Raw genomic sequence first — 25,569 nt, 5'->3', positions numbered from 1 at the left:
CCGGAACCGGGGCGGTCACGGCACCCCGCGACCGCCAGTGAGGAGCAGGCCATGGCGAGCGAGGCCACCAGCGTGCGGCACGAACCCCTCGACCCCTCGGGCGCGGGCGCCGCGATCGAGCGTTGGACGCTCTCCGCCGGCCCGTACGAGGCGAGCGTGCTCACCCTCGGCGCCACCCTGCACACCCTCACCGGGCCGGACCGCGCCGGGCGCCCCGCCCAACTGCTGCTCTCCACCGACCAGCTGACGCAGATCCTCGGCCCGGCCCGGCACTACGGCACCGTGGTCGGCCGGTACGCCAACCGGATCGACGGCTCCAGGATCACCATCGACGGCGAGGAGCACCCGCTCGCCCCGACCGGCGGCGGCATCACCATCCACGGCGGGCCGGACGGCTTCGCGCAGCGGATCTGGGAGGCCGACGGGATCGAGGGCGGGGTGCGGCTGCGGCTGCACAGCCCGGACGGCGACCAGGGCTTCCCCGGTGCGCTGGACGTCACCGTCTCCTACACCCTGGACCCGGCCGGCGAGCTGGTGATCGCCTACCGCGCCGCCACCAGCAAGCCGACCGTGGTCAACCTGACCAACCACGCGTACTTCAACCTTGCGGGTGAAGGGAACGGCGACGTCCTCGGCCACCTGCTCACCCTCGACGCCGACGCCTACACCCCGGCCGACGAGCGGCAGATCCCGTACGGGCGGACCGAACCGGTGGTCGGCACGCCGTTCGACTTCACGGTGGCCACGCCGATCGGCAAGTCGGTGCACGACGACCACCCGCAGCTGGCCGGGCCCGGCGGCTACGACCACAACTGGGTGCTCAGGGCCCGGCCGGCCGACGGCGGCCCGGCCCGGGCGGCGCTGCTGGAGGACCCGGTCAGCGGGCGCACCCTGGAGGTGCTGACCACCGAGCCGGGCGTCCAGGTCTACACGGCCAACAAGTTCCAGGGGGCGGTCACCGGCGCGAGCGGCGTCCCGTACGGGCCGTTCGCCGGGATCGCGCTGGAGACCCAGCACTTCCCGGACTCCCCGAACCACCCGGCGTTCCCGAGCACCGTGCTGCGGCCGGGGGAGGAGTTCCGCTCGACCACCGTGCTGCGGCTGGGCGTCAGCTGAGCGCTCCGGGCGCGTCCGGGGTGAGGTCCCGCTGGGGGTCCCGTGCGAGGTCCCGGCGCATGCAGAGCCGGGGCCAGCGGTCGAGACCGTGCTCGGCCTCCTTGCGGCGGATCTCCCGCAGGCCCGGGGTGAGCTCGTGGTCGGCGAGCGGGCGGAAGCCGCAGCGGGCGTAGTAGGGGGCGTTCCAGGGGACGTCGGCGAAAGTGGTGAGGGTGAGCGCGGGGGCGTCGGTGCCGGCCGCGAGGTGTTCGATCAGCGCCCGGCCGATGCCCCGGCGGGCGTGGTCGGGGTGGACCGACACCTGTTCGATGTGCAGGGCGCCGTCCACCGGCTCGGCGAGCAGGTAGCCGGCGATCGGACCGGGACCGGGCTGCTGGGGCAGGTCGGTCACGTGGGGCAGGTCGGTCGCGTCGGGGACGGCGACCAGGGCGACGCCCGCGTCCAGGTAGTGGGCCAGCTCGTGCGGGGCCGGTGGTTCGTCGTCGGCGATCTCCGGCATGCCGATCGCGGCGAAGGGGGCCCCGGCGGCCCGCTCCAGTTCGCACAGCAGCGGTAGTTCGTCCCTCATGGCGGCTCTGATACGCATGCGTTCAGTCTGCTGCAAGCGGTTTTCGGCCAGGGATGGTGGTGCTCTCGGCCATCCGGTACCGGATCGAAGCGGGCGAAGCCGGACATTTGGTCGCACTGTCAACTACCGTGCGGCTACGTCCAGGACACGTGGGCGTAACGATCGCCGTTTCTTGCAGAAACTTGCTGCAAGGACTTTCCGTCGCTATTGCACCGCTGTTAACTTCCTTCCGAGCCCGACGGCAGCAACGGTGCAGTCGGCACGAGGCAGCCATTATGCGCCTGTCTCCGAAGATCTCGGGCACCCCCACCCTCCCAAGGAGTTCTCATGCGGCGTGGCATCGCGGCCTCTGCCCTCGTTGTGGCCCTCGCGGTCTCGATGGCTGCCTGTGGCAGCAGCGGCTCCAGCTCAAACGGCAAGGCCGACGGGCCGGTCACCCTCACCTACTGGGACACCTCGAACGCCACCAACGAGGCGCCGAACTACCAGGAGCTGGTCAAGAAGTTCGAGGCCGCCAACCCGAACGTCAAGGTCGACTTCGTCAACGTCCCGTTCGACCAGGCGCAGAACAAGCTCCAGACCGCCATGGGGGCCAAGGGCGCTCCGGACGTGTTCCGCTCCGAGGTCGGCTGGACCGCCGCCTTCGCCAAGGCCGGCTACCTGGAGCCGCTCGACGGCACCCCGGCCGTCGCCGACACCTCCGCCTTCCAGCCCAGCCTGATCCAGCAGGCCAAGTTCGACGGCAAGCTGTACGGCGTGCCGCTGGTCACCGACACCCTGGGCCTGCTCTACAACAAGGAGCTGTTCGCCAAGGCCGGCATCACCGACGCCCCCAAGACCTGGGACGAGCTGAAGACCGACGCCGCCGCGCTCAAGGACAAGGCCGGTGTCGACGGCTTCTGGCTGAAGGCCGCGGACGGCTACTACGCGATGCCGTTCCTGTTCGGCGAGGGCACCGACACCGTCGACGCCGCCGGCAAGAAGATCACCGTCACCTCGCCGGAGGCCGTCAAGGCCATCGAGACCTACAAGACGATGTTCACCGCGCCCGGCATGGCCAAGGCCGACGTGACCACCGACGCCTACGCGCACATGATGGACGCCTTCAACAACGGCAAGGTCGCGGCCATCGTCCAGGGCCCGTGGGAGATCACCAACATCTACAAGGGCGCCGCGTTCGCCGACAAGAACAACCTCGGCATCGCGCCCGTCCCGGCGGGCTCCAGCGGCAAGTCCGGTGCGCCCACCGGCGGGCACAACATCTCCGTCTACGCCGGTGCCGACCAGGCCCACAAGGCCGCCGCCGAGAAGTTCGCCGCCTTCATGACCTCGGCGGAGAGCCAGGCGTTCATCGCGCAGAAGAACTCCACCCTGCCGACCCGCTCCGACGCCTTCACCGCCGACGTCAAGGCCGACCCCGGCATCGCCGGCTTCCAGGCCGTCCTCGGCAGCGCCAAGCCGCGCCCCGAACTGCCCGAGTACAGCTCGCTGTTCTCCTCGCTCGGCACCAACCTGGGCAAGGCCGTCCAGGGCACCGGCACCCAGGACGCGCTGAACACCGTCGCCACCGACTACGCCAAGCTGCTGCCGGGCTTCGCCAAGTAGTCGCCGTCGGCCGTCCGGGCCGCCGCCGCTCTCGCGGCGGCGGCCACCCGGCGGGCCCGGCGGCCGGACCCGCTCTCCCCGAGACTTCCCCCCGAGAAGGTGTCAATCGATGTCAGTCGCCGTGCAGGGCGCCACCGGCAAGGGCAGCCCGGAGCGCGAGCAGCGTCCGGGCCTGCTGGAACGCGTCAAGCGCTCCTACGCCAAGCACTGGTACGCCTACGCGATGATCGCCCCCGTGGTGCTGGTCCTCGGTGCGCTGGTGCTCTACCCGCTGGTCCAGGGCCTCTGGCTCACCCTGACCGACGCCAACAGCCTCAACGTCGCCCGCAAGATCGGCGTCAACGAGATCCCGGCCAGCTACGACTTCGTCGGCTTCCACAACTACGCCGACATCCTGTGGGGCCCCGGCTCGTACGACCGCTTCTGGTCCCACTTCGTCTGGACCATCGCCTGGACGGCCATCTGCGTCTGCCTGCACTACACCCTCGGCCTGGGCCTCGCCCTGCTGCTCAACAAGAAGCTGCGCGGCCGCGCCGTCTACCGGATGCTGCTCATCCTGCCCTGGGCCGTGCCGACCTTCGTCACCGTCTTCTCCTGGCGACTGATGCTGTCCGACGGCGGTGTCGTCAACAGCATGCTCGCCTTCCTCCACCTGCCCGAACCCGGTTGGCTCACCGACCCGTGGGCGCAGAAGTCCGCCGCGATCCTGGTCAACACTTGGGCCGGCGTGCCGTTCATGATGATCTCGCTGCTCGGCGGCCTGCAGTCGATCCCGGCCGAGCTGTACGAGGCCGCCGAGATGGACGGCGCCACGCCGTGGCAGCGCTTCCGGTACGTCACCCTGCCCGGGCTGCGGGCCGTCTCCTCCACCGTCGTCCTGCTCGGCGTGATCTGGACGTTCAACCAGTTCAACGTCATCTTCCTGCTCTTCGGCACCGGTGCGCCCGACGCCCAGCTGCTGGTCACCTGGGCCTACCGCCTCGGCTTCGGCCAGATCCCCCGGGACTACGCGCAGTCCGCCGCCTACGGCGTGATCCTGCTGTCCATCCTGATCGTCTTCACCGCCTTCTACCGGCGCTGGCTCGCCCGCAACGAGCAGGCCAACGGCTGAGGCCCCGGACCCAGTTGACCCACGAAGGCAGGTACCCCCGATGAGCACCACCACCGAACTCCCCACCCCCGCGACGACCGTGGCCCCGGCCGCCCGGCCGGCCAAGGTCCGCCGGCGCGGTGAGAGCAGCCTGCTGGCCAGGGCGCTGTCCCACGGCACCCTGATCGTGGCTGGCCTGATCGCGCTGTTCCCGGTGGCGTGGATCCTCTTCGTCTCGCTCGGCCCGGACAAGACCGACTACCTCCACCCCGGCGCGATCCTCGACAAGCTCACGCTGTCGAACTACCACCACGTGCTGTTCGACACGGACTTCTTCACCTGGTTCGGCAACGCCCTGCTGGTCTCCGGCGTCACCACCGTGTTCGGCGTCCTGGTCGCCGCCACCACCGGCTACGCCGTCTCCCGGATGCGCTTCCCCGGCCACCGGCCGCTGATGTGGTCGCTGCTGGTCACCCAGATGTTCCCGATCGCGGTGCTGATCGTGCCGATGTACACGATGCTCTCCGACCTCGGCCTGCTGGACAGCTACCTGGGCCTGATCCTGGTCTACTCGACCACCACCGTGCCGTACTGCGCGTGGCTGCTGAAGGGCTACTTCGACACCATCCCGGTGGAGATCGACGAGGCCGGCCGGGTCGACGGGCTCAGCCCGTTCGGCACCTTCTGGCGGCTGGTGCTGCCGCTCGCCCGCCCGGGCCTGGCGGTGGCCGCCTTCTACTCCTTCCTCACGTACTGGGCCGAGGTGCCGTTCGCCTCCACCTTCATGCTCAGCTCCGACAAGTACACGCTGGCCGTGGGCCTGCAGACCTTCGTCAGCGAGCACGACGCCCAGTGGAACCTGATGGCCGCGACCGCCGTGCTGATCGCGATCCCGTCGGCAGCCTTCTTCTACCTGGTGCAGCGCCACCTGGTCACCGGTCTGACCGCCGGTGCCTCCAAGTCGTAACGCTCCTCGCTCCTCTAGTCCCCAAGGGATACCGTCCATGACCCAGAACCTGGCCGACACCTCCCGGCCTGCCGCCGACGCCGCCGCCCACGAGGCGGTCACCCCGGCTCCTGCGACTGGCGGCGCGTCCAGAGGCTGGTGGCGAGACGCGGTCATCTACCAGGTGTACCCGCGCAGCTTCGCCGACTCCAACGGCGACGGCATGGGTGACCTGCCCGGCATCCGCAGCCGCCTGCCGTACCTGCGCGACCTCGGCGTGGACGCGGTCTGGCTCTCGCCGTTCTACGCCTCGCCGCAGGCGGACGCGGGCTACGACGTCGCCGACTACCGCGCCGTGGACCCGATGTTCGGCAGCCTGCTGGACGCCGACGCGCTCATCCGGGACGCCCACCAGCTGGGGCTGCGGATCATCGTCGACCTCGTCCCCAACCACTCCTCGGACCAGCACGAATGGTTCCAGCGCGCCCTGCGCGAGGGCCCCGAGTCCCCGCTGCGCGAGCGGTACCACTTCCGCCCCGGCAAGGGCGAGAACGGCGAACTGCCGCCCAACGACTGGGAGTCCATCTTCGGCGGCCCGGCCTGGACCCGCAGCGAGAACCCGGACGGCACCCCCGGCGACTGGTACCTGCACCTGTTCGCCCCCGAGCAGCCCGACTTCAACTGGGAGAACCGGGCCGTCGCCGACGAGTTCCGCTCGATCCTGCGGTTCTGGCTCGACATGGGTGTCGACGGCTTCCGCATCGACGTCGCCCACGGCCTGGTGAAGGCCCCCGGCCTGCCCGACCTCGGCGGCTCCGACCAGCTCAAGCTGCTCGGCAACGACGTCATGCCGTTCTTCGACCAGGACGGCGTGCACGAGATCTACCGCAGCTGGCGCAAGATCCTCGACGAGTACCCGGGCCAGCGGATCGGCGTCGCCGAGGCCTGGACCCCGACCGTCCAGCGCACCGCCAACTACGTGCGCCCCGATGAGCTGCACCAGGCCTTCAACTTCCAGTACCTGGGCACCGGTTGGGACGCCGCCGCGCTGCGCGAGGTGATCGACGTCTCGCTCGACTCGATGCGCCCGGTCGACGCCCCGACCACCTGGGTGCTGTCCAACCACGACGTCACCCGGCACGCCACCCGCTTCGCCAACCCGCCCGGCCTCGGCACCCAGATCCGCACGCCCGGCGACCGCGAGCTCGGCCTGCGCCGCGCCCGCGCCGCCACCCTGCTGATGCTCGCGCTGCCCGGCTCCGCGTACATCTACCAGGGCGAGGAACTCGGTCTGCCGGACGTCACCGACCTGCCGGACGAGGTCCGCCAGGACCCGTCGTTCTTCCGCAAGGCCGGGCAGGACGGCTACCGCGACGGCTGCCGCGTCCCGATCCCGTGGTCCGGCACCGAGGCCCCGTACGGCTTCGGCCCGGTCGCCGGCGGGCCGTCCTGGCTGCCGCAGCCGGCCGAGTGGGCCGAGCTGAGCGTCGAGGCGCAGACCGGCGACCCGGCGTCCACCCTGGAGCTGTACCGCAGCGCGCTCGCCGTCCGCCGCTCCCAGGACGACCTCGGCGCCGGGACGGCCGTGGAGTGGCTGGAGGGCCCCGAGGGGACCCTGACGTTCCGCCGCGGCTCCTTCGTCTGCACCGTCAACGCCACGGACGCGCCGGTCCGGATAGCGGCGCCCGGAAAGCTGCTGCTCTCCTCGGTGGAGCTGGTGGTCGACGGCGGCGAGACGGTGCTCGCGCCGGACAGCACCGGCTGGTGGGCGGTCTGACGTGGTTGCAATAGGCTCTGGGACCGTGACTACGGCGCGACTCTCAGACATCGCGGCGCAGGCGGGGGTCAGCGAAGCCACCGTCTCCCGCGTACTCAACGGCAAGGCGAACGTCTCCGCCGCCACCCGGCAGACCGTGCTGGCGGCGCTCGACGTGCTCGGTTACGAGCGGCCGACCCGACTGCGCCAGCGCAGCGCCGGCCTGATCGGGCTGATCACGCCGGAGCTGAGCAACCCGATCTTCCCCGCACTGGCCCAGGTGATCGAGCAGGTGCTCAGCCGGCACGGGTACACCCCGGTGCTGTGCACCCAGACACCGGGCGGGTCCACCGAGGACGAACTGGTCGAGATGCTGGTCGACCGGGGCGTGGCGGGCATCGTCTTCGTCTCCGGGCTGCACGCCGACTCCACCGCCGACCACGACCGCTACGCCCGGCTGACCGGGCGAGGGGTGCCGTTCGTGCTGATCAACGGCTACAGCGAGCGGATCGACGCGCCGTTCATCTCGCCGGACGACCGGGCCGCGATGTGGATGGCCGTCCAGCACCTGGCCGAACTCGGGCACGAGCGGATCGGGCTGGCGGTCGGGCAGCGGCGGTACGTGCCGGTGCTGCGCAAGATCGAGGGCTTCACGGCGGCGATGCGCGAGGTGCTGGGACGGAGCCAGGAGGAGGCCGAGGAACTCGTCCACCACACGCTGTTCAGCGTGGAGGGCGGGCACGCGGCGGCCGGCGCGCTGCTGGACAAGGGCTGCACGGCGATCGTCTGCGGCAGCGACATGATGGCGCTCGGGGCGATCCGGGCGGTGCGGCAGCGTGGGCTGTCGGTGCCGCACGACGTCTCGGTGGTCGGCTTCGACGACTCGCCGCTGATCGCCTTCACCGAGCCGCCGCTGACCACGATCCGCCAGCCGGTCGAGGCGATGGCGACCGCGGCGGTGGACGCGCTGCTGGAGGAGGTCGGCGGAAACGCGGTCCAGCGCGGGGAGTTCATGTTCCAGCCGGAGCTGGTCATGCGCGGGTCCACGGGGGCCTGCGCGCGCTGAGGACGGTCAACGGACGGGCCCCGGAGAGCAGTTGCTCTCCGGGGCCCGTTGTGTGCCGCCCGGGTGCCGGGTCAGCCGTCAGTTGTCGGCTGTCACCCGTCGGTCGTGCTCAGACCCGGCCGGCGAAGTCCGGCGCCCAGTTGGCGACGGTCTGCAGGCGCACGCCCGAGCTCGGGTTGGCGGCCTCGACGTACTGGCCGCCGCCGATGTAGATCGCGACGTGGTAGACGCCGGAGTTCTGGCCGTTGTTGGACCAGAACAGCAGGTCGCCCGCCTGCAGGCTGTCCAGCGAGACGCGGGTGCTGGCGGCGGCCTGGTCGGCGGCGACGCGCGGGACGGAGACGCCCGCGGCGCGCAGCGCGGCCTGGGTCAGGCCGGAGCAGTCCCAGCCGCCGTTGCCGGTACCGCCGTAGACGTACGCCTGGCCGACCTTCGACTGGGCGAAGGAGACCGCGGCGGCCATGCTGCCGGTGGCGGCCGGGGTCTGAGCCGGGGTCTGAGCCTGGGCGGCCGGCTTGGAGGCCGGCTTGGTGGCCGGGGCCTGGGGCTGGGCGGCCGGCTTGGCGCTCGCGACAGCGCCGTTGGAGGTCTGGCCGGACTTCTGCGAGCGGTCGAACCAGGTGAAGTCCGAGCCGGACGTGGCCGACGAGCCGGAGCCGGACCGGTCGGCCTGAGCCGACTGCTGGGCCTGGCCGCCGTCCTTGAACGAGAGGCGCTGGCCCGGGTAGATGGAGTCCGGGCCCTCGGTCAGGGTGCCGCGGTTGAGTTCGTACAGCCGCTGCCAGCCGCCCTGGAGGTTGTGCTTGTCGGCGATCGAGGACAGCCAGTCGCCGGAGGCGACGGTGTAGTCGTCGGCCTGGGGCTGGGCGCTGTTCCGGGCCTGGCTCTGGCCCTTCTGGGCCGAGGTGCCGTTGGTGGAGTCGGCGGGGGTCTGCGCCTGGTCCTGGGCCGGTGCGGCCGGCTTGGCGGGCTTCGCGGCCGGGGCCGGGGTCTGGGTCTGCGCGGGCTTGGCGGCCGGGGCGGCCGGCTTCGCGGCGGGCTTGGTGGCGGTCGAACCGGCAGCCGAGCCGGCCGAGGTGTCGACGGCGGCCGGGGTGCCGCCCTTGGTCAGGCCGGCCTGGACCGAGCACACCGGCCAGGCGCCGGGGCCCTGCGAGGCGAGGACCTTCTCGGCGACGGCGATCTGCTGGTCCTTGGTGGCCTGGTTGGCCTGGGGGGCGTAGGCGGTGCCGCCGAAGGCGGCCCAGGTGCTGGAGGTGAACTGCAGGCCGCCGTAGAAGCCGTTGCCGGTGTTGATGCTCCAGTTGCCGGTGCTCTCGCACTGGGCGACCTTGTCCCAGGTGGCGACGGAGGCGGCGGAGGCGGTGCCGGAGGTGAGGCAGGGGATGGTGAGGCCGACGCCCGCGACGCCGACGGCGGCGATCACGCGTCGGGTACGACTGGACAGACGGGTGCCGTTGGTGGGCAGCATGAAGACGCAGTCCTCTCCCACGCCTGCGAGGTGAGCTGTCGGATTCGGGCTGGAGTTGCCCGGCCGCGCTGTGGGCGCGGCTTCACCCCTAGCCCTGGATCGTTCCGGGGAACGGTCCGGGGCGACTTACCTGTGGGTCCCCCGCTCCTGCCGTGGTGCGTTTTCGCGCTGCCAGGACATCCGACGGCAGGACTCGGCGTCGCGGATGAACTGGGTTCGTGTGGCCACGAACGGGGAGCACGTTAAGCAGACTTAAGTTCAAACTGCAAACACCTGTGACGCGCATCACGGTTTGGCGAGAACGGTCGTTCTCCTCACTTGTCATGATCGGAAATGACCGATTTCCGGCAACGCCGCGAAGGGTGCGCGCAACTGTCTGCGTTTCAGGAGGCGGGTGACGGTGGGTCGGGTCGCCCGGGGGCCTGCCCGCCGGGAGAGCGGCGTGTCCGCACTGTGGCCGTCGGGGGGTGCGTCGAGCGATGGTGAACAAATGCGGATAGAACGGACATCACACCTATTCGTCCTTTAACTCCCTTACGGGACAAGCGGGAAGGGCCCGGAACGTAGCCGTTCCGGGCCCTTCACACGTACGGTGACCGCTACTATTGGCCGGCCGACTCCTCGGCGGCGGCGTGAGCGGCGTGAGCGGCGCGACCACCCCGGCCGGAGTGGTCGGCGTGGGTGCCCTCGGCGGCCTCCGCCGCCTCGGCCTCGGCCCGCGCCAGGGCCTCGGGGGAGGGCGCCGGCAGCGCGGCCAGGTAGGTGGAGGCGATCAGCTGGCCGACCGTCGGGTAGGCGCCCAGCGGCGCCGCGGACGGGCAGCCGGTCTCCTCGGCGGCCGTGGCGAGCAGCTCGGAGTCGGCCTCCGGCCCGATCACCAGCGGGGCCAGCGCCGGGCGCTGGGAGCCGGTCTCCTTGAGGTGGTTGACGGCCGCGGCGACCGAGCCCGGCACGTCGAGCGCGGCGGGCACGACCGGGACGGCCAGCCGGGCCGCCAGCAGGACACCGGTGATGCCGGCAGCGGCAGCGGCCTCCTCGCCGCCGACGGTGGTCAGCACGACACCGTCCGCGGCGGTCGCGATGGCGAACAGCCGGGCCCGGTCGGCACGCGCCAGGCCGGCCTCGGACAGGCGCACGTGCACGGCCTCGGCGAGCAGCGGGTGCGGGCCGAGCACGTCGGTGACGGGGGCTCCGTACTCGGCGGCGAGGGCGTGGAGTTCGGTCAGGAATCCGTGCGGGCCGGGTACCAGCGGCACCAGGACCGGCGCGGGCAGGCCGGCCTCGGCGGCCATGGCCAGCAGTTCGGCGACGGTGCGGTCGTCGCTGTCGGCGCCCTGGGCGGCTTCGCCCGGGAGGTAGCCGACGGCGGTCTGGATGTCGCCCTGCTCGCTGCGGACGATCGACAGCAGCTCCTCGACGACCGAGCGGGACTCGGGCCCGGCGGTCGCGGGCACGGCGAGCACCAGGGCCGGGGATCCGGCCGGGATCTCGGGGCGCTCGGGGCGACGGTGGCGCCCCCGCGCACGGGAGCCTGGAGTGCGGACGGGCAGTGGCGCGCCCGGGATGGCTGCGGTGCTCATGCCGGAGATCGTAGGACATCGGCCCGTCAGGCCTGCATTCGGCTGCCGTTCGAGTTTCACGTGGTCATGGCGGGTGCGCCGCGCTCCCGTCGTGTCCGTCCGGGCGGTTTGCCCGCAATCCGGACATATCTCACCCAGCCTTCGAGCGATCACCGCTGGTTGCCCTGACGTGTCCGACGGGGCGTCGAGTTGCTTCTGTGGCGCGTGAGATGTCTCACAGCCGGGAGGTCGCCTGACGGAGGGTCACGAAGGCGCGACTCCGGGCGTCTGAAGATCAACATTCAGCGGGGAATCGCTCACGGCCGGTTATCGAGAATCTGGCGATTCACTCGGCTATGTCCGTTTACGTACCGTCAGGAGAAGGGTCCGTGAAGAGTTCAGAACTGCCGGTGAAAGGCCTCGTGCACCTGCAATGTCCCGTGCTGATGCACGTGCACAGCAGCTATCATCGCGTCAAGTGAGGCGTTGTGCCGGGCCGGTACGGGGCCGGTCCGTTCGTTCGGCGGGTGCCGGGAGCGCCGCGCTGGACGACCACTCCGGAGCTCTTCGGGAGATTTCTATGCACGACTCGCAGGACACGTACGGCTCGTACGACACCTACAACGGGATGGCGGCCGCCGACCTCAAGGGGGTTGTCTGGCAGAAGAGCCTGCACAGCAACTCCCAGGGGAACTGCGTCGAGTTCGCGGCCCTGCCGGGGGGCGATGTGGCGATGCGCAACTCGCGCTTCCCGGAAGGTCCGGCGCTCATCTACACCCGGGCCGAGATCGCCGCCCTGCTGCTGGGGGCCAAGGACGGGGAGTTCGACCACCTGGCGGTCTGACCGGCCGCCGTCCTGCCATCGGGGGGCCGTCGTGGGTGCTGACACCGCGACGGCCTTTGTCTTGTCCGGGGCCGGTCCGGGGCCACATGACGGGCGCTCTCGTGGCGGCCGTTCTCGCGGCCGACCGCGCGCAGGTGTGGCGGGTGGTCCCGCGCACGGCTGGGGGCCCGGACGTGGACGGGAGTCGGGCCGCCGGGGTGCCCGGCCGTCGGTCCGGCCGGCTCGTCCGGGAGACAGGCCCGGGAATCGTCGCGGGAATCGCCCTGAGGGCTGGGCCGGAGCCCGTGGCGCACCTGTGCCAGGCCCGTCGATCCGCTCCGCGGAGCCCGGGGTGCGGTCCTCCCGGGGCCTCCCTCGGCCGGCCGCGCGCCGCCTGGCGCTAGGCCGAGCGCCGGTGCCGTCCACCGAGTTCGGAACCGGTGGCCGGCTCTGCCTCGAACAGGGCCCAGACCACCTTGCCGCTGCCCAGCGGGTGCCAACCCCAGGAGCGGCTGAAGGACTCCACCAGGTGCAGTCCGCGGCCGGACTCGGCGACGAAGTCCGCCTCCCGGGCGACCGGGCCGATGCAGCTCGGGTCGCTCACCGCGCAGACCACCTGGGGGGAGCGGTGGACCAGGCTTATTCGGATCGGCAGCCGGCCCTCAGGGGTCGGCTGTATGGGAAAGTCGTACTCGCCCTGGACGCCACCCGCAGGGTCGGGCCGTGCGCCGATCGCATGCCGCAGTGCGTTGGTCACCAGCTCCGAGGCCACCAGCGCGACGTCGTCGAACAGCTCCATCAGGCCCCAGCGCTGAAGAGAGGTTCTGGCGAAGTCGCGCGCGGTTCTGACGGCTTCGAAGCGAGGAGCGAGCGTACAGGTGACCACATGGGGGTCAACCGCCAAAGCCGTACCGGTGCTCATGAAGAGCTCCTCCCATAAGGGGGCGGACACGGCTGGACCCGCCGGGGTCATGCCGGTCACCTCCGACTCGCTCGGCCGCTCGGCCGCCCCCTCGACCAGCGCGCGCGCACACGAACCCCCGGTGGCGCGGGGGAACGCTGCCGGGTCGGTGCACGGAGTCGCGCGTGGGGTCGACGCGGAGCCCGCGGGAATGCCAGGGATGTGCAGGTGCACGTGCACCATGGTGGTGTGCGCTCACTGCAGATGCAAGAGTCGATTCACGTGCAGTCGCACTATTGGCATATGCAAGCGCCGGATGCACGTGCATCCTGGTGTGTGGAGTGTGGAACTGATAGGAACATCCGTCAGTATCGGCACCGTGAGCGCTCAACTGATGGCAGACTGTGCGCTGTTTGCCCTAGGTGGAGGTTTCGACCGCATGACCACAGTTCAGCCGGGCGGCGGCTCGATGGTCCGCCGGATCCTCCTCGGTTCTCAGCTGCGTCGCCTGCGTGAGACGCGCGGCATCACGCGCGAGGACGCCGGCTACGCGATCAGGGCCTCGGAGTCCAAGATCAGCCGCATGGAACTCGGCCGCGTCAGCTTCAAGGAGCGCGACGTCGCCGACCTGCTCAGCCTCTACGGCGTGGACGACGGCCTGGAGCGGGAGGCACTGCTCGGGCTGGTCCGCGAGGCCAACAAGTCCGGCTGGTGGCACAGCTTCAACGACGTGCTGCCGGGCTGGTTCCAGACCTACGTCGGCCTGGAGGAGGCCGCCCAGCTGATCCGCACCTACGAGGTGCAGTTCATCCCCGGACTGCTGCAGTCCGAGGAGTACGCACGGGCGGTTTTCGGCCAGAGTCGGCCGGTCGTCAGCGAGGAGGAGATCGAGCGGCGGGTCAGCCTCCGCCTGCGTCGCCAGAAGCTGCTGACCGAGGGCGCCAGCCCGCGACTGTGGGCCGTGATCGACGAGGCCGCGCTGCGCCGCCCCGTCGGCGGGCCCAAGGTGATGCGCGGCCAGGTGCAGTACCTGATCGACGTCGCCGAGCAGGCCAACGTCGTGATCCAGGTGATGCCGTTCCGATTCGGCGCGCACGCGGGGGAGTCCGGGGCGTTCACGATCCTGCGCTTCCCTGAACAGGACCTCGCGGATGTCGTCTACCTGGAGCAGCTCACCAGCGCGCTGTACCTCGACAAGCGGGACGACGTCGACGCGTACATCCAGGTCATGGAGCGGCTCTGCGTGGACAGCCTCACGCCGGAGCGGACCGTGGACCTGCTGGCGTCGATCCTCAAGGAGCGCTGAGAGGAACTCCCGGCAGAGCGTACGGGTCCGGCTCCCGCGATCGGTCGCCCGGACACCGAGCCGCCGTCCACCCGCCGTCAGCCGCGGGCCGGCGGCCGTTCGCGTTCCGGCGGCAGTGCCTGCGGCGGGGTGCCCAGTTCCCAGGGCAGGTCGTAGCGGCGGAACAGGTCGGCCCGGATCAGTGCCAGCGGGAGTTCGGCGCCCGGCAGCAGCACCCCGATGCAGCCGCCCATCAGCGCGCTGCGCAGCACCGCGTGCTCGGCGGCCGGGTCCGGTGCGCCCCAGTCGAGCAGCAGGCCTTGGAGGATCGCGCCGAGCTGCTGCTGCTCCGGGTCCTGGACGAAGGCGCCGGAGTCCGGGTCCAGGATCAGCGCGAGGTGCGAGCGCATCACCCGCGGATGCTCCAGGGCGAGGGTGAGAACCGCGTCGATCGCGCGGGCCAGCCGGGCCGCCGGCGTGGCGTCCGGGGTCAGCTCGGCGAGCGCGCCGGAGAGCGACTGGTGCATCATCCGGTGCGTCGCCGACTGCATCAGCAGCCGTTTCCCGTCGAAGTAGTAGGAGAGCAGCCCGCGCGCGAGCCCGGCCCGCTCGGCGATGTCGGTCAGCGTGGTGCCCGCGTATCCGTGCCGGTCGACCAGTTCGACGGTGGCTCGCATGATGCGCAGACGGGAGCGTTGCCGCATCTCCTCATTGACCGAATCCCCGCGAGGTGCCATCGTGTCTGCTCCGAACGTTCGTTGGCTCCGGGCCAATATACTGGCGGAGCCGGTAGTCGCACCGTGAAACCGCGCGCCGGTGGGCGCCGCTCGGGCGCCCGGTACAGAAGACGGCCGGCTCCACCAAAACGGGGGTTTGGTGGAGCCGGCGCCATTGTCCGACGGCGGGGGCCGGGGGGCCGGCCCCGGGCGGCGGTCGACGGTCAGCGGTTGGTCAGGACTTCGGTCCGCGCCGTGCTCGACCCGACCGGGGGGTAATCGTAGTCCCGCACCGGCGCGGGAGCTGACGTCCGCCGCCGGTCGACCAGGGCGCCCACCGCGGCGATCAGCAGGCCGAACAGCGCGACCGCCGTGACGAACACCAGGGCCGGCCGGTAGCCGTCCAGCTGCGCCTGCGGGCTGTCGCCGCCGGCACTGCCGGCGGCGATCATCGCGGTCGCGCCGGCCAGGACCACCGCGGTGCCGACCTGGATCGCGGTGTTGACCAGGCCGGAGGCCAGACCCTGCTCCTCGTCGCCCACGCCGTCGGTGGCGGCGATGTTCACCGAGGGGAAGGCCAGCGCGAAGCCCACGCCGAGCAGCAGCATCGAGGGCAGGACCAGACCCAGGTACGAGCTGTGCTCGTCCAGCCGCAGGAACAGTGCGAACGCGCCGACCAGGGCCAGCAGGCCGATCGGCAGCAGCCTGCCGGTGCCGAAGCGGTCCACGATCGGGCCCATGAACGGTGCCGAGAGCGCGATGAACGCGCCGGCCGGCAGCAGCCCGAGGGCCATCTGCAGCGCCGACCAGCCCAGCAGGTGCTGCAGGTAGAGCGTGACGACGAACTGGAACCCGCCGTACGCGCCGGCCATGGCGAAGGCGATCACGTTGGCCCGGGCGACCGAGCCGTTGCGGAAGATGCCGAGTCGGACCAGCGGGTGGGCGGTGCGGCTCTCCACCAGCAGGAAGGCGGCGGCCAGTGCGGCGACCACGACCAGCGAGCCGACGGTGCGCAGGCTCAGCCAGCCGACGCCCTGCGCCTCGGTGACGGTGAACACCAGCAGCAGCACGGTCGCGGTGCCGGTGATCGCACCCAGCACGTCGTAGCCGCCCTTGGCGCGCTCCTCGGCGGGGCGGGGGAGCAGCCGGACCGCGAAGAGCAGGGCGAGCAGTGCGACCGGAACGGGCATCAGGAACGTCCAGCGCCAGCCGACCGAGGTGAGCAGCCCGCTGAGCACCAGGCCGAGCGAGAAGCCACTGGCGCCGCAGGTGGTGTAGATCGACAGCGCCCGGTTGCGGGCGGGGCCCTGGGCGAAGGTCGTGGTGATGATCGACAGGCCGGCGGGGGCGGTGAAGGCGGCGCTGACGCCCTTGAGGAAGCGGGCGGCGATCAGCAGCCCGCCGTCGTCGACCAGGCCGCCGAGCAGCGAGGCGGCGGCGAAGACGCCCAGGGCGACGAGGAAGACCCGGCGGCGGCCGAGCAGGTCGGCGGCGCGGCCGCCGAGCAGCAGCAGGCCGCCGTAGCCGAGCACGTAGCCGGAGACCACCCATTGCAGGGCGGAGGTGGAGAGGTGCAGCTCGGAGCCGATGGACGGGAGGGCGACGCCGACCATGGAGACGTCCAGGGCGTCCAGGAACATGGCGGCGCAGAGCACGATCAGGGTGCCCCAGAGGCGGGGTGTCCAGCTCAGCCCGCTGGTTGACGGGGCGTCGGGTGACGTGGCGGTCGCGGTGGTCATGGGGAGGACAGTACATGCACGTGCATTCAATGCAAATGAATAAGATGTGAACACATAATTTTACGGCGCACGTGCTAGGGTGGCACCGTGGCTGATCTCGACTCCCCGGCGGAGGCCGGTCTCGTCGCGCAATGGCGCGACCTGCTGGCCCGGCATGCCGCCACGGCCTGCATGCTCGATCGCGAGCTGGGTGACAAGTGCGGACTGGGCGTGAGCGAGTTCGAGGTGCTGGAGCGCCTGGTGGAGGGGTGCCAGGGCGGCGGTCATGCGCTGCGGGCGCAGGAGCTGGCCCACACCGTCCACCTCAGCCAGAGCGCGCTGTCCCGGGTGATCGCACGCTTGGAGAAGGGCGGGCTGGTCACCCGGGCGATGTGCGAGAGCGACCGGCGGGCCATCGTGATCACCCTGACCGGGACCGGTCGGGAGCGGTACGAGCAGGCCAGGCCGCTCCATCGCGAGGTGCTCGAACTGACCCTCGGCGCTCCGCTCGGGCCGCTGGGCGAGCCGCCGGCAAGCTGACCTGGTGTCAACTCGGTGGGCCGACGCCCGGATCGGACCTTTCCGAAGGGGTGCGGGCCTTCTCAGAGGAGCGAGGTCAGCCCCGGGGCGACGGCCAGCAGGACGGCCGCGGCAGGTGCGGCGAGGGCGACGACGGTGAGCCGCAGCCGGTGCGGGACGGACAGCCGAGGACGGCCCGCGAGCAGCCGGTCCACCCGCCGCGGGGACTGCGCCAGACCAGGCGGGCAGGAGCCGAACACCCCGCGGTCCAGGTTGAGTTCGGCCAGCGCGAGGGCGGTGGTGTGCCGGCCGTGCCGGCGCGCCGCCCGGTCGTCGGCCGCCAGCTCCACCAGCTCCTCCACCTGGGCCCGGAAGGCGCTGAACACGCCGACCCCGGGGAAGCCGGAGGCGAGCGCCTGTGCGCACTGCTGGAGCCAGTGGTGCCGGGCCCGGACGTGCCCGCGCTCGTGGCTCAGGACGGCGGCCAACTCCCGGTCGGTCAGCTGTTGGAGGGCGCCGGTGGTGACCACCAGGCGGGAGTCCGGGCCGGGCAGCGACCACGCCTCCGGGCGGACGTTCTCCAGCACCACCAGCCGCTCCCGGCGGCTGCGGGCGGACGCGATGGCCTCGGGCAACTCCGGAGCACGGACCGTGAGTTGAGCATGTCGGTGGTCGCGGATCGCCTTCGCGGAACGGACTTCGCGGGTGAGCGCCAGCACCGTCTGCAGGCCGCCCGCCGCCAGCACCGCGGCGCACAGTCGGCCCCAGCCCTCGGCGTCCTGGAGGCCGTACGCGGCCTCGACGCCGTGCGGGGCGCCCGAGAACACCAGGGCGCGCAGTTCGGGCAGCGCGGCGGAGGCGGCCAGCAGCAGGCCCAGGACGCAGCACAGCAGCACGGCCACCACCAGGCACTGCCACGCCAGCAGCGCCAGCACCGGTTCGCGCTCCGCCCAGCGGGCCCGGGCCAGCAGCCGGGGCGCGACGGTCGAGAGCAGCAGTCCGAGCAGCAGCAGGCCGATCAGGGCAGTCATCGCATGGGCTCCCCGAGTACGCACGGAACGCGACAACGCGCTCCCTGCCAACCTATGCGCTGATGACGTCCGGAGGAACGGCTTTCGACCGGCCAGTGACCAACGCCACGTCAGGGATGGGCTCTTGGATCGATCCGGGCTCACATGGTCAGGAGCATGGCGAACATGCCGATGCCCATCGTGAGCCGGCAGGCCCGGGGCAGGCCGGCGGTGCCGAGTGCCACGGTCCCGGAGGCCGTGTGCAGGAGCCGGGTGCCGGCCCACAGGGAGTAGCCGCCGAAGTAGAGCAGGAGGGAGCCGGTCAGCAGCGGCGTGCCGGCGTCGGCGGCGTGGTGGTGATGGCCGGGGGTGGCGGTCATCGCGAGCGCCATGTACGTCATGGCGAGCGCACCGATCGCGTGGTGCAGCCGGTGTGCCCGGCGGGCCGGGGCGCGTACGGCGGCGAGCAGGAAGGTGGTGGCGGGGAGACCGAACACCCAGGCCCAGACGGTGGCCGGGACGGCGCCGCCGGTCACGGCCATGGCGGCCATGCCGAGCCCCATCAGGGCCTCGGCGGCGTCGGACTCCCGGGCGAGCAGGCGGCGGGCGCCGAAGTGGTGAGTGGTGTCGGCGGCGCAGGGGGAGTGGCGCAGCCGGGTGAGACAGTAGGCGCCGGCGGTGGCGGTGAGGAGCGCGAGCAGCCAGCTGATCAGCGAGGGTCCGTGCAACGGCGGCCTCCCGGGGCGGAGAGGGCGGGCGGCCGGCGGCGGTGCGGTGCGGCCCGCCACACCGTCGCCCGCCGACCGCGGTCTGGACGGTCGTCCAGTCCACGATCACCGCTGTGGCCGGGGCGCGGGCAGGGCGCGCACCGGGGCGCACAGTGGTGCCCCCGGTGTGCGGCCACCGGGCACACGCTCCGCCGCCCCGGCCGGTGCTCAGCCCGCGAGCCGCCCCGAGGCGACGACCCGGCTGAGGAACCGTCGCGTCCGCTCCTCCCGCGGATCGCCGAACACCTGCTCCGGCGGCCCCTGTTCGAGCACCACCCCGTCGTCCAGGAAGCAGACCTGGTCGGCCACCTCGCGCGCGAACCCCATCTCGTGGGTGGACAGGACCATCGTCATGCCCTGCTCCTTGAGGTCGCGCACCACCGAGAGCACCTCCCCGACCAGGACCGGGTCGAGCGCCGCGGTGATCTCGTCGAGCAGCAGCAGCCGGGGCCCGGTGGCCAGCGCCCGCACGATGGCGACGCGCTGCTGCTGTCCTCCGGAGAGCCGGTCCGGGTACTCCTTCGCCTTGGCCGCCAGCCCCAGCCGGTCGAGCAGCCCCAGCGCCTCCGCCTCCGCCTCGGCCCGCCCCCGTCCGTGCACCCGGCGGGGGGCGAGCGTGATGTTCTCCAGCACGGTCAGGTGCGGGAACAGGTTGTAGGACTGGAACACCACGCCGATCCGGCGGCGGACGGCGTCCTGGTCCGCGCGCGGGTCGGTGATCTCCTCCCCGTCCAGGAAGACCGCCCCGTCGTCGATCCCCTCCAGCAGGTTGACGCACCGCATCAGCGTGGACTTGCCGGAGCCGGACGCCCCGATCAGTGCCGTCACCGAGTGTTCGGGCACCGCGAACCCCACGTCGCGCAGCACCACCTGGCCGCCGAAGGTCTTGCGCACGGACTCCAGTCGGAGCACGTCCCCGCTCACACCGCACCTCCCTGGAACTGCCGACGGTTCGTCCGTGCGGTCAGCCAGTCGGCGAACCGCGTCAGCGGAATGGTCAGCACGATGAACACCAGTCCCGCCACCAGGTACGGCGTGAAGTTGAACGACCGGGCCGCGATGATCTTGGCCGCGTACACCGCGTCGATCGCCCCGCCGATCGACACCAGCCCGGTGTCCTTCTGCAGGCTGACCAGGTTGTTCAGCAGCGGCGGCACCACCCGCCGCACGGCCTGCGGGAGCACCACGTACCGCATCGCCTGCGCGTTGGTGAGCCCGAGCGACCGGGCCGCGGCCCGCTGGCTGGGGTGCACCGACTCGATGCCGGAGCGGAACACCTCCGACACGTAGGCGGAGTACGTCAGCACCAGCGCCGCCCCGCCGAGCACCAGCGGATCGGTGGTCACCCCGCCGAGCCGCAGCGCCGGCACCCCGGTGATCATCACCAGCAGGCAGATGATCATCGGCAGCCCGAGGAAGAAGTCCACGTACGCGGTGGCCAGCAGCCGCACCGGCAGGAACACCGGCCCGCGCAGCGTCCGCAGCACCGCGAGCAGCAGGCCGAACACCAGGATCAGGGCGCCGCAGCCGAGCATCAGCTCCAGGTTGAGCCGCAGCCCCTTCAGTACCTCGGGCAGCGCCTGGCGGGCGTAGTCGGCGTTGAAGAAGGTCTTCCGAGTCACCTCCCAGCCGGGGGAGTTGACGACCAGCAGGTAGAGCGCGACCGCCGTCGCCAGGGTCGACCCGGCGGCCATCAGCGCCGACCGGCGGGCCCGGCCGCGCCGGTACGCCTCGTGCGCCAGCCGCCGTTCGGACGGACGGTAGCCGTCGTCGTCCCCCTTGCCCCCGCCGCCGTCGAGGCCCTCCCCGTCGAGGTCACCCCCTTCGAGCCCCTTCCCGGCGCGGCCCTTCCCGTCCCGGCCCTTGGCGACCGACGCCGGACCGGCCGCCACCGCGTCGCCGCTCACTTGAGCACCGGTGCCGAGACGGCGTCGGAGAGCCACTGCTTCTCCAGCCTCGCGAGCGTGCCGTCGGAGCGCAGCGCGTCCACCGCCTGCGACACGCAGCCGGTCAGCTTCGAGCCCTTGTCCAGCACCAGGCCGAACTGTTCGCCCTGCGTGGCCCCCGCGAACTGGCCGACCACCTGCGCCTCCGGCACCTCGGCGCCGGTGATGTAGAAGGCCGTCGGCAGATCCACCACGAGCGCCTCGACCTGGCCGTTCTTCAGCGCGGCCTTCGCGAGGTCGTTGGAGTCGAACACGGCCGGCTGGACGCTCGGCTTGATCGTGTCGGTGATGGTGTCGAGGCTGGTGGTGCCGACCTGCGCGCCCAGCTTGGCGCCCTTCAGGTCGGCGATGCTCTTCGCGCCCGCCGCCTTGGAGTTCTTCAGCGCGATGACGGCCTGGCGCACGTCGTAGTAGCCGGAGGAGAAGTCGACGGCCTGCTTGCGCTCGTCACTGATGGACACCTGGTTGACGTCGAAGTCGAAGTCCTTGGCCCCGGGCGAGGTGGCCTTGCCGAACGGCGCGACCACCCAGCTGACCTTCTCCTTGGGGTAGCCCAGCTTCTCCGCCACCGCGAAGGCCACGGCGGACTCGAACCCCTTGCCGTTCTCCGGCTTGTCCTCGGTGAACCACGGGTCGTACGCGGGCTTGTCGGTGCCGACGGTCAGCGTCCCCGCCGTCCGGGTCGCCAGCGCTCCCGGCGCGCAGCCCGCGGCGGTACCGGCCGCACCCGAGGAGCCCGAGGCGGCGGCCCCGTCGGACTTGGCGTCCTGCGGCGCGCACGCGGTCAGCGCGGCGGCCACGGCGAGCAGTGCGGCGAGGGGCAGTGCGGCGGACGGCTTGCGGATGGTCATGGCAGGGCTCCAGTGAGGAAGGGCCGGGCGGGACAGGGAGGAGGCAGGGGCCGGGTGGGACAGGGGAGGCGACGGGCGGGCCGGGGCCGGCCGCGGGCCCGGCGGGTCACTTCCCCCCGGTGGCGGCGCCGGAACACACACGGCATGGTCGGCGTACGGGCCCGCGTCCGCGGCGCCCTCCGAGCCGGATCAGCGACAGCGGCGGCAGAGGCCGCGCACGCGACAGCAGGCGTGACAACAAGAGGGCGCCCGGAAAAGGCCGATGTGGCACTCGGTCACCGTGATCACCGCCGGGAGCATGGCGGGAGGTTCGCATTCCGACAGTGCGTCTGTCCAGAACATCCAGATCCCTGTCCACATGGCGGACGCCCGGCCGGCGGGCCCGCGCCCCGTGGCCCCACCAGGGTCTCGGCGGAGCCACGCCGAAGCTTTGTCGGTCGCGACCCCCTTGAACAGGAGAACCTTTCGTACTTATGGTGTCTCCGTTGAAATAACTCCTGTCGAAGTGAGTCCCCGATGCAGAATCTTTCGCCAAGGCTCGCTGCGGCGGCCGACGCCCCGGTCTCGACCCTCGCCGGCCACCCGGCCTGGCTGCGCCTGAAGGAGGCCGTCGAGACGCTGCGCCCGCTGCAGTCCAAGGACGGTTCGATCGACCTGTCCGCCGTCCAGCGGCACACCGTCGACCCGCTGCTGGCCACTGTCCGCGGCGCCGTCGAGGAGCTCGCCCCGCTGTTCCCGCACGACGCCGCCTACCTGGCCGCCGTCGACGCGGACCTGGCCAAGTGGGCCGACACCGGCTACCGGGAGCCCGACTTCCTGGACTCGCTGCTCGCCTTCCACCCCGCCGACCAGCGCGAGGACGGCCTGGAGCACCTCGTCGTCTTCCCGATGTACACGCAGAACGGCAACCCGGACCGCAACCTGGAAGCCGTCCTGCTGAGCGTCGTGTGGCCCGACTGGCTGGCCGAGCTGGAGCGGACCCGCTTCGACAACCCGATGTTCGTGCCGATCACCTTCACCGACTTCACGGCCGGCTACGACACCAACTCCGCCGTGCTCTTCCCCGAGACGGTGGCCGTGCGCAAGGCGCCGGAACGTTTCACCTGGGGCGGCATCTTCTGCGACCGCGAGGCCGCCCGCTTCCGCGCCGTCACCACCAGCGCCGTCCAGCAGCTCGGCCTGGAGATCCCGGCCGACGCCGAGGGCCTGCTCAAGGACCAGGACCGCGCGCAGGAGACCTTCGTCCTGTGGGACCTCGTCCACGACCGCACCCACAGCCACGGCGACCTGCCGTTCGACCCCTTCATGATCAAGCAGCGCAGCCCGTTCTGGATGTACGGCCTGGAGGAGCTCCGCTGCGACCTCACCACCTTCAAGGAGGCGGTGAAACTGGAGGCCGAGGGCAACACGCACGCCCGCGACGTCCAGTACGCGATCCTCTTCGACCGCCTGTTCCGCTTCCCGGTCAGCGGCGACCGCGTCCGCAACTACGACGGCATGGGCGGCCAGTTGCTCTTCGCCTACCTGCACAAGCACGACGCGCTGCGCTGGCGCGACAACCGCCTCAGCATCGACTGGGACCGGGCCCCGCAGGTCACCAACGCGCTCTGCGCCGAGATCGAGACCCTCTACCGCGACGGCATCGACCGGCCCAAGCCGGCCCACTGGATCGCCGCCTACCAGCTGGTCTCCCGCTACCTCACCCCGCACCCCGCCTCCACCTGGGCGAAGGGCTCCGAGGCGCTGCCGCTCGACATCACCGATGGCAAGGCCCTCAACAAGGCGCTGTGCGACGCGGTGCTCCCGGACGAGTTCCCGCTGAGCATGTTCTACGAGGCCCTGTCCAAGAAGCTCGGCGGCGTCATCGCCGCCACCGCCGGCATCACCGGCACCGGTATCCAGGGAGCCGCCGCGTGACCACGACCACCAAGTCCCCGCTGACCGGCAAGGTCATCGCCGTCGCCGGAGCCAGCGGCCCGGCCGGCCAGGCGGTGCTGCGCCGCCTCACCGCCGACGGCGCCACCGTGATCGGTGCCGACATCGACGCCCAGCGCCTCGAATCCGCGCTGGACGCCACCCGCATCGCCGTGCGCGGGGCCAAGGTCAGCGGACAGGTGATCGACCTGCTCGACCCGCAGGAGGTCCACGACTGGGCCGACCACCTGGAGGCCGAGCACGGCCATGTCGACGGTCTGTTCCACCTGGTCGGCGGCTGGCGCGGCAGCAAGACCTTCTTCGACACCCGCCTGGACGACTGGGACTTCCTGCACGACACCGTCGTGCGCACCCTCCAGCACACCTCGCTGGCCTTCCAGCCCGCCCTGGTCCGCAGCTCCGCCGGCCGCTACGCGATGATCTCCGCTGCCGCCGCGCACAAGCCCACCGCCGGCGGCGCCGCCTACGCGGCCGCCAAGGCTGCCACCGAGGCCTGGACCCTCGCCATGGCGGACTCCTTCAAGAAGGAGACCACCGCCCCCGACGGCGAGCCCACCGCAGCGGCTGCGATCCTGGTCATCAAGGCGCTGGTCAGCCCCGAAATGCGGGCCGAGAAGCCGGAGGCGAAGTTCGCCGGCTTCACCGACACCGCCGACCTCGCCGGACACCTGGCGGGCCTCTGGGACCGCCCCGCAGCAGAACTGAACGGACAGCACCTGTGGCTGACAGCCCGATGACCGACCTCACCCGTACGGACGCGGTACGGCGGCACGACCCCGCCGTCCGCGGCTTCGCCAGCGACAACTACGCCGGCGTGCACCCGGAGATCCTCGCCGCGATAGCCCTCGCCAACGGCGGCCACCAGATCGCCTACGGCGAGGACGACTACACGGCCCACCTCCAGGACGTCTTCCGCCGCCACTTCGGCGACAAGGCCGAGGCCCACCCCGTCTTCAACGGCACCGGCGCCAACGTGGTCGCCCTCCAGGCGCTGCTCCCGCGCTGGGGTGCCGTGGTCGCCGCCGAATCCGCCCACATCAACGTGGACGAGGGCGGCGCCCCGGAGAAGATGGGCGGCATCAAGCTGCTCACCGTCCCCACCCCGGACGGCAAGCTCACCCCCGAGCTGCTCGACCAGCAGGCCTGGGGCTTCGGCGACGAGCACCGCGCGCAGCCGCTCGCGGTCTCCATCACCCAGAGCACCGAGCTCGGCACCCTCTACACCGCCGACGAGATCCGTGCGATCACCGAGCACGCCCACCAGCTCGGCATGCTCGTCCACGTCGACGGCTCCCGCCTGGCCAACGCCGCCGCAGCGCTCGGCCTGCCGCTGCGCGCCTTCACCACGGACGTGGGCGTCGACGTGCTGTCCTTCGGCGGTACGAAGAACGGCCTGCTGTTCGGCGAGGTCGTGGTGGTGCTCAACCCCGAGCGGGTGCGGAACATCAAGTTCCTGCGCAAGACCTCGATGCAGCTCGCCTCGAAGATGCGCTTCCTCTCCGTCCAGTTCGAGGCGCTGCTCTCCGGCGACCTCTATCTGCGCAATGCCGGGCACGCCAATGCGATGGCCAGCCGGCTGGAGGCGGCCGTTCGCGGGATCGACGGCGTCGAGATCGTGCGCCCGGTCCAGGCGAACGCGGTGTTCGCGATCCTCCCGCGCGAGGTGAGCGAGCGGCTTCAGAAGCACTACCGCTTCTACTTCTGGAACGAGCACACCGGCGAGGTGCGCTGGATGTGCTCGTACGACACCACGGAGGCCGACATCGACGGCTTCGTGGCAGCCATCGCCGAGGAGATGGGCCGCGTCTGACGGCGCCTGAACATCGGATCGCCCCTGCCCGGGACCCCGGGCGGGGGCGATTTGCATGTGGCGGTCCTGTCCCCGTACAGTTCCGGAGTCGCCGCGAGAGAGCGGGGGCAA

The 25,569-nt window shown here is 71.6% G+C and carries 23 protein-coding genes and 1 riboswitch; of the genes, 12 read left to right on the top strand and 11 right to left on the bottom strand.

The features are described 5' to 3' along the window. Positions 1–51: 51 nt before the first annotated feature. The gene (locus tag AC07AL_RS02325; RefSeq protein ID WP_371521041.1) at positions 52–1,116 is read left to right on the top strand and encodes an aldose epimerase family protein; all 1,065 of its coding nucleotides are present in this window, start codon (positions 52–54) and stop codon (positions 1,114–1,116) included. Here AC07AL_RS02325 and AC07AL_RS02320 read toward each other — a convergent pair. After that, positions 1,109–1,702: a GNAT family N-acetyltransferase gene (locus AC07AL_RS02320; RefSeq protein WP_371521043.1), complete on the bottom strand. Its 594-nt coding sequence runs from the start codon at positions 1,700–1,702 to the stop codon at positions 1,109–1,111. The genes AC07AL_RS02325 and AC07AL_RS02320 overlap by 8 nt on opposite strands. A gap of 309 nt (positions 1,703–2,011) precedes the next feature. Between AC07AL_RS02320 and AC07AL_RS02315 the strand changes: the two genes are divergently transcribed. From AC07AL_RS02315 to AC07AL_RS02295, 5 genes are all read left to right on the top strand, one after another. Next, a complete protein-coding gene (locus AC07AL_RS02315) occupies positions 2,012–3,289 on the top strand; it encodes an extracellular solute-binding protein (protein ID WP_063350123.1) in 1,278 nt (425 codons plus the stop codon). Positions 3,290–3,398: 109 nt separating this feature from the next. Further along, positions 3,399–4,400, top strand: coding sequence for a carbohydrate ABC transporter permease (locus AC07AL_RS02310; RefSeq protein WP_363616967.1), 1,002 nt, complete (start codon positions 3,399–3,401; stop codon positions 4,398–4,400). 40 nt (positions 4,401–4,440) lie between these two features. Continuing rightward, a complete protein-coding gene (locus AC07AL_RS02305) occupies positions 4,441–5,346 on the top strand; it encodes a sugar ABC transporter permease (RefSeq protein WP_363585891.1) in 906 nt (301 codons plus the stop codon). 37 nt (positions 5,347–5,383) lie between these two features. Beyond that, positions 5,384–7,102 (top strand): glycoside hydrolase family 13 protein, encoded by a 1,719-nt coding sequence (locus tag AC07AL_RS02300; RefSeq protein ID WP_478316522.1) that lies wholly within the window; start codon positions 5,384–5,386, stop codon positions 7,100–7,102. A gap of 25 nt (positions 7,103–7,127) precedes the next feature. After that, positions 7,128–8,147: a LacI family DNA-binding transcriptional regulator gene (locus AC07AL_RS02295; protein WP_208869121.1), complete on the top strand. Its 1,020-nt coding sequence runs from the start codon at positions 7,128–7,130 to the stop codon at positions 8,145–8,147. 109 nt (positions 8,148–8,256) lie between these two features. Here the strand turns inward: AC07AL_RS02295 and AC07AL_RS02290 are convergent, their stop codons facing one another. Both AC07AL_RS02290 and AC07AL_RS02285 read right to left on the bottom strand, forming a co-directional pair. Further along, a complete protein-coding gene (locus AC07AL_RS02290; protein ID WP_478316520.1) occupies positions 8,257–9,639 on the bottom strand; it encodes a transglycosylase family protein in 1,383 nt (460 codons plus the stop codon). Then, positions 9,626–9,796, bottom strand: a riboswitch (cyclic di-AMP (ydaO/yuaA leader). (Overlaps the previous gene by 14 nt.) A 424-nt stretch (positions 9,797–10,220) precedes the next feature. Next, positions 10,221–11,198, bottom strand: coding sequence for a hypothetical protein (locus AC07AL_RS02285; RefSeq protein WP_363631498.1), 978 nt, complete (start codon positions 11,196–11,198; stop codon positions 10,221–10,223). A gap of 559 nt (positions 11,199–11,757) precedes the next feature. Between AC07AL_RS02285 and AC07AL_RS02280 the strand changes: the two genes are divergently transcribed. Beyond that, entirely contained in the window at positions 11,758–12,021 is a 264-nt protein-coding gene (locus AC07AL_RS02280; protein ID WP_363585895.1) for a DUF397 domain-containing protein, read from the top strand. Positions 12,022–12,400: 379 nt separating this feature from the next. On the opposite strand, the gene AC07AL_RS02275 is transcribed toward AC07AL_RS02280, so the two are convergent. Continuing rightward, the gene (locus tag AC07AL_RS02275) at positions 12,401–12,922 is read right to left on the bottom strand and encodes an ATP-binding protein (RefSeq protein ID WP_363585896.1); all 522 of its coding nucleotides are present in this window, start codon (positions 12,920–12,922) and stop codon (positions 12,401–12,403) included. Positions 12,923–13,340: 418 nt separating this feature from the next. Here AC07AL_RS02275 and AC07AL_RS02270 point away from each other — a divergent pair, with 418 nt between their 5' ends. After that, positions 13,341–14,207: a helix-turn-helix domain-containing protein gene (locus AC07AL_RS02270; RefSeq protein ID WP_063350131.1), complete on the top strand. Its 867-nt coding sequence runs from the start codon at positions 13,341–13,343 to the stop codon at positions 14,205–14,207. Positions 14,208–14,284: 77 nt separating this feature from the next. On the opposite strand, the gene AC07AL_RS02265 is transcribed toward AC07AL_RS02270, so the two are convergent. Together AC07AL_RS02265 and AC07AL_RS02260 are read right to left on the bottom strand one after the other, a co-directional pair. Continuing rightward, on the bottom strand, positions 14,285–14,863 hold the full coding sequence (locus AC07AL_RS02265) for a TetR/AcrR family transcriptional regulator (RefSeq protein WP_244293512.1): 579 nt from the start codon (positions 14,861–14,863) through the stop codon (positions 14,285–14,287). 263 nt (positions 14,864–15,126) lie between these two features. Continuing rightward, on the bottom strand, positions 15,127–16,641 hold the full coding sequence (locus AC07AL_RS02260; protein WP_363585897.1) for an MFS transporter: 1,515 nt from the start codon (positions 16,639–16,641) through the stop codon (positions 15,127–15,129). An 87-nt stretch (positions 16,642–16,728) separates the two neighbouring features. Here AC07AL_RS02260 and AC07AL_RS02255 point away from each other — a divergent pair, with 87 nt between their 5' ends. Further along, positions 16,729–17,160: a MarR family winged helix-turn-helix transcriptional regulator gene (locus tag AC07AL_RS02255; protein WP_363585898.1), complete on the top strand. Its 432-nt coding sequence runs from the start codon at positions 16,729–16,731 to the stop codon at positions 17,158–17,160. 62 nt (positions 17,161–17,222) lie between these two features. Here the strand turns inward: AC07AL_RS02255 and AC07AL_RS02250 are convergent, their stop codons facing one another. From AC07AL_RS02250 to AC07AL_RS02230, 5 genes are all read right to left on the bottom strand, one after another. Beyond that, the gene (locus AC07AL_RS02250; protein ID WP_363585899.1) at positions 17,223–18,170 is read right to left on the bottom strand and encodes a M56 family metallopeptidase; all 948 of its coding nucleotides are present in this window, start codon (positions 18,168–18,170) and stop codon (positions 17,223–17,225) included. A gap of 140 nt (positions 18,171–18,310) precedes the next feature. After that, positions 18,311–18,877 (bottom strand): DUF5134 domain-containing protein, encoded by a 567-nt coding sequence (locus AC07AL_RS02245; RefSeq protein ID WP_478316517.1) that lies wholly within the window; start codon positions 18,875–18,877, stop codon positions 18,311–18,313. A 207-nt stretch (positions 18,878–19,084) separates the two neighbouring features. Then, positions 19,085–19,840, bottom strand: coding sequence for an amino acid ABC transporter ATP-binding protein (locus AC07AL_RS02240; RefSeq protein ID WP_063350137.1), 756 nt, complete (start codon positions 19,838–19,840; stop codon positions 19,085–19,087). Further along, a complete protein-coding gene (locus AC07AL_RS02235; protein ID WP_350875703.1) occupies positions 19,837–20,658 on the bottom strand; it encodes an amino acid ABC transporter permease in 822 nt (273 codons plus the stop codon). The genes AC07AL_RS02240 and AC07AL_RS02235 overlap by 4 nt, the downstream gene beginning before the upstream one ends. Before the next feature lie 161 nt (positions 20,659–20,819). Beyond that, complete coding sequence (locus tag AC07AL_RS02230) at positions 20,820–21,713, bottom strand: ABC transporter substrate-binding protein (RefSeq protein WP_478316515.1); 894 nt, start codon at positions 21,711–21,713, stop codon at positions 20,820–20,822. A 516-nt stretch (positions 21,714–22,229) separates the two neighbouring features. Between AC07AL_RS02230 and AC07AL_RS02225 the strand changes: the two genes are divergently transcribed. From AC07AL_RS02225 to AC07AL_RS02215, 3 genes are read left to right on the top strand one after another with little or no spacing between them, the layout of a single operon-like run. Further along, complete coding sequence (locus AC07AL_RS02225; RefSeq protein ID WP_363585902.1) at positions 22,230–23,630, top strand: DUF6421 family protein; 1,401 nt, start codon at positions 22,230–22,232, stop codon at positions 23,628–23,630. Continuing rightward, positions 23,627–24,385, top strand: a complete 759-nt coding sequence (locus AC07AL_RS02220) for an SDR family NAD(P)-dependent oxidoreductase (RefSeq protein ID WP_350875646.1) — start codon at positions 23,627–23,629, stop codon at positions 24,383–24,385. Before AC07AL_RS02225 ends, AC07AL_RS02220 begins: the two co-directional genes overlap by 4 nt. After that, positions 24,382–25,458, top strand: a complete 1,077-nt coding sequence (locus AC07AL_RS02215; RefSeq protein WP_363585907.1) for a threonine aldolase family protein — start codon at positions 24,382–24,384, stop codon at positions 25,456–25,458. The genes AC07AL_RS02220 and AC07AL_RS02215 overlap by 4 nt, the downstream gene beginning before the upstream one ends. Positions 25,459–25,569: the final 111 nt, after the last annotated feature.

It is taken from the genome of Kitasatospora sp. NPDC043949 (assembly GCF_056435365.1).
Note: the sequence above shows the minus strand (reverse complement) of the source record. Positions and strands in the feature narration are given on the sequence as shown.

Excerpts from the sequence above, each read along its gene's own strand:
- AC07AL_RS02325 (WP_371521041.1), top strand. The coding sequence starts at position 52 with ATGGCGAGCGAGGCCACCAGCGTGCGGCACGAACCCCTCGACCCCTCG.
- AC07AL_RS02320 (WP_371521043.1), bottom strand. The coding sequence starts at position 1,702 with ATGCGTATCAGAGCCGCCATGAGGGACGAACTACCGCTGCTGTGCGAA.
- AC07AL_RS02315 (WP_063350123.1), top strand. The coding sequence starts at position 2,012 with ATGCGGCGTGGCATCGCGGCCTCTGCCCTCGTTGTGGCCCTCGCGGTC.
- AC07AL_RS02310 (WP_363616967.1), top strand. The coding sequence starts at position 3,399 with ATGTCAGTCGCCGTGCAGGGCGCCACCGGCAAGGGCAGCCCGGAGCGC.
- AC07AL_RS02305 (WP_363585891.1), top strand. The coding sequence starts at position 4,441 with ATGAGCACCACCACCGAACTCCCCACCCCCGCGACGACCGTGGCCCCG.
- AC07AL_RS02300 (WP_478316522.1), top strand. The coding sequence starts at position 5,384 with ATGACCCAGAACCTGGCCGACACCTCCCGGCCTGCCGCCGACGCCGCC.
- AC07AL_RS02285 (WP_363631498.1), bottom strand. The coding sequence starts at position 11,198 with ATGAGCACCGCAGCCATCCCGGGCGCGCCACTGCCCGTCCGCACTCCA.
- AC07AL_RS02280 (WP_363585895.1), top strand. The coding sequence starts at position 11,758 with ATGCACGACTCGCAGGACACGTACGGCTCGTACGACACCTACAACGGG.
- AC07AL_RS02275 (WP_363585896.1), bottom strand. The coding sequence starts at position 12,922 with ATGAGCACCGGTACGGCTTTGGCGGTTGACCCCCATGTGGTCACCTGT.
- AC07AL_RS02270 (WP_063350131.1), top strand. The coding sequence starts at position 13,341 with ATGACCACAGTTCAGCCGGGCGGCGGCTCGATGGTCCGCCGGATCCTC.
- AC07AL_RS02265 (WP_244293512.1), bottom strand. The coding sequence starts at position 14,863 with ATGCGAGCCACCGTCGAACTGGTCGACCGGCACGGATACGCGGGCACC.
- AC07AL_RS02260 (WP_363585897.1), bottom strand. The coding sequence starts at position 16,641 with ATGACCACCGCGACCGCCACGTCACCCGACGCCCCGTCAACCAGCGGG.
- AC07AL_RS02250 (WP_363585899.1), bottom strand. The coding sequence starts at position 18,170 with ATGACTGCCCTGATCGGCCTGCTGCTGCTCGGACTGCTGCTCTCGACC.
- AC07AL_RS02230 (WP_478316515.1), bottom strand. The coding sequence starts at position 21,713 with ATGACCATCCGCAAGCCGTCCGCCGCACTGCCCCTCGCCGCACTGCTC.
- AC07AL_RS02225 (WP_363585902.1), top strand. The coding sequence starts at position 22,230 with ATGCAGAATCTTTCGCCAAGGCTCGCTGCGGCGGCCGACGCCCCGGTC.
- AC07AL_RS02215 (WP_363585907.1), top strand. The coding sequence starts at position 24,382 with ATGACCGACCTCACCCGTACGGACGCGGTACGGCGGCACGACCCCGCC.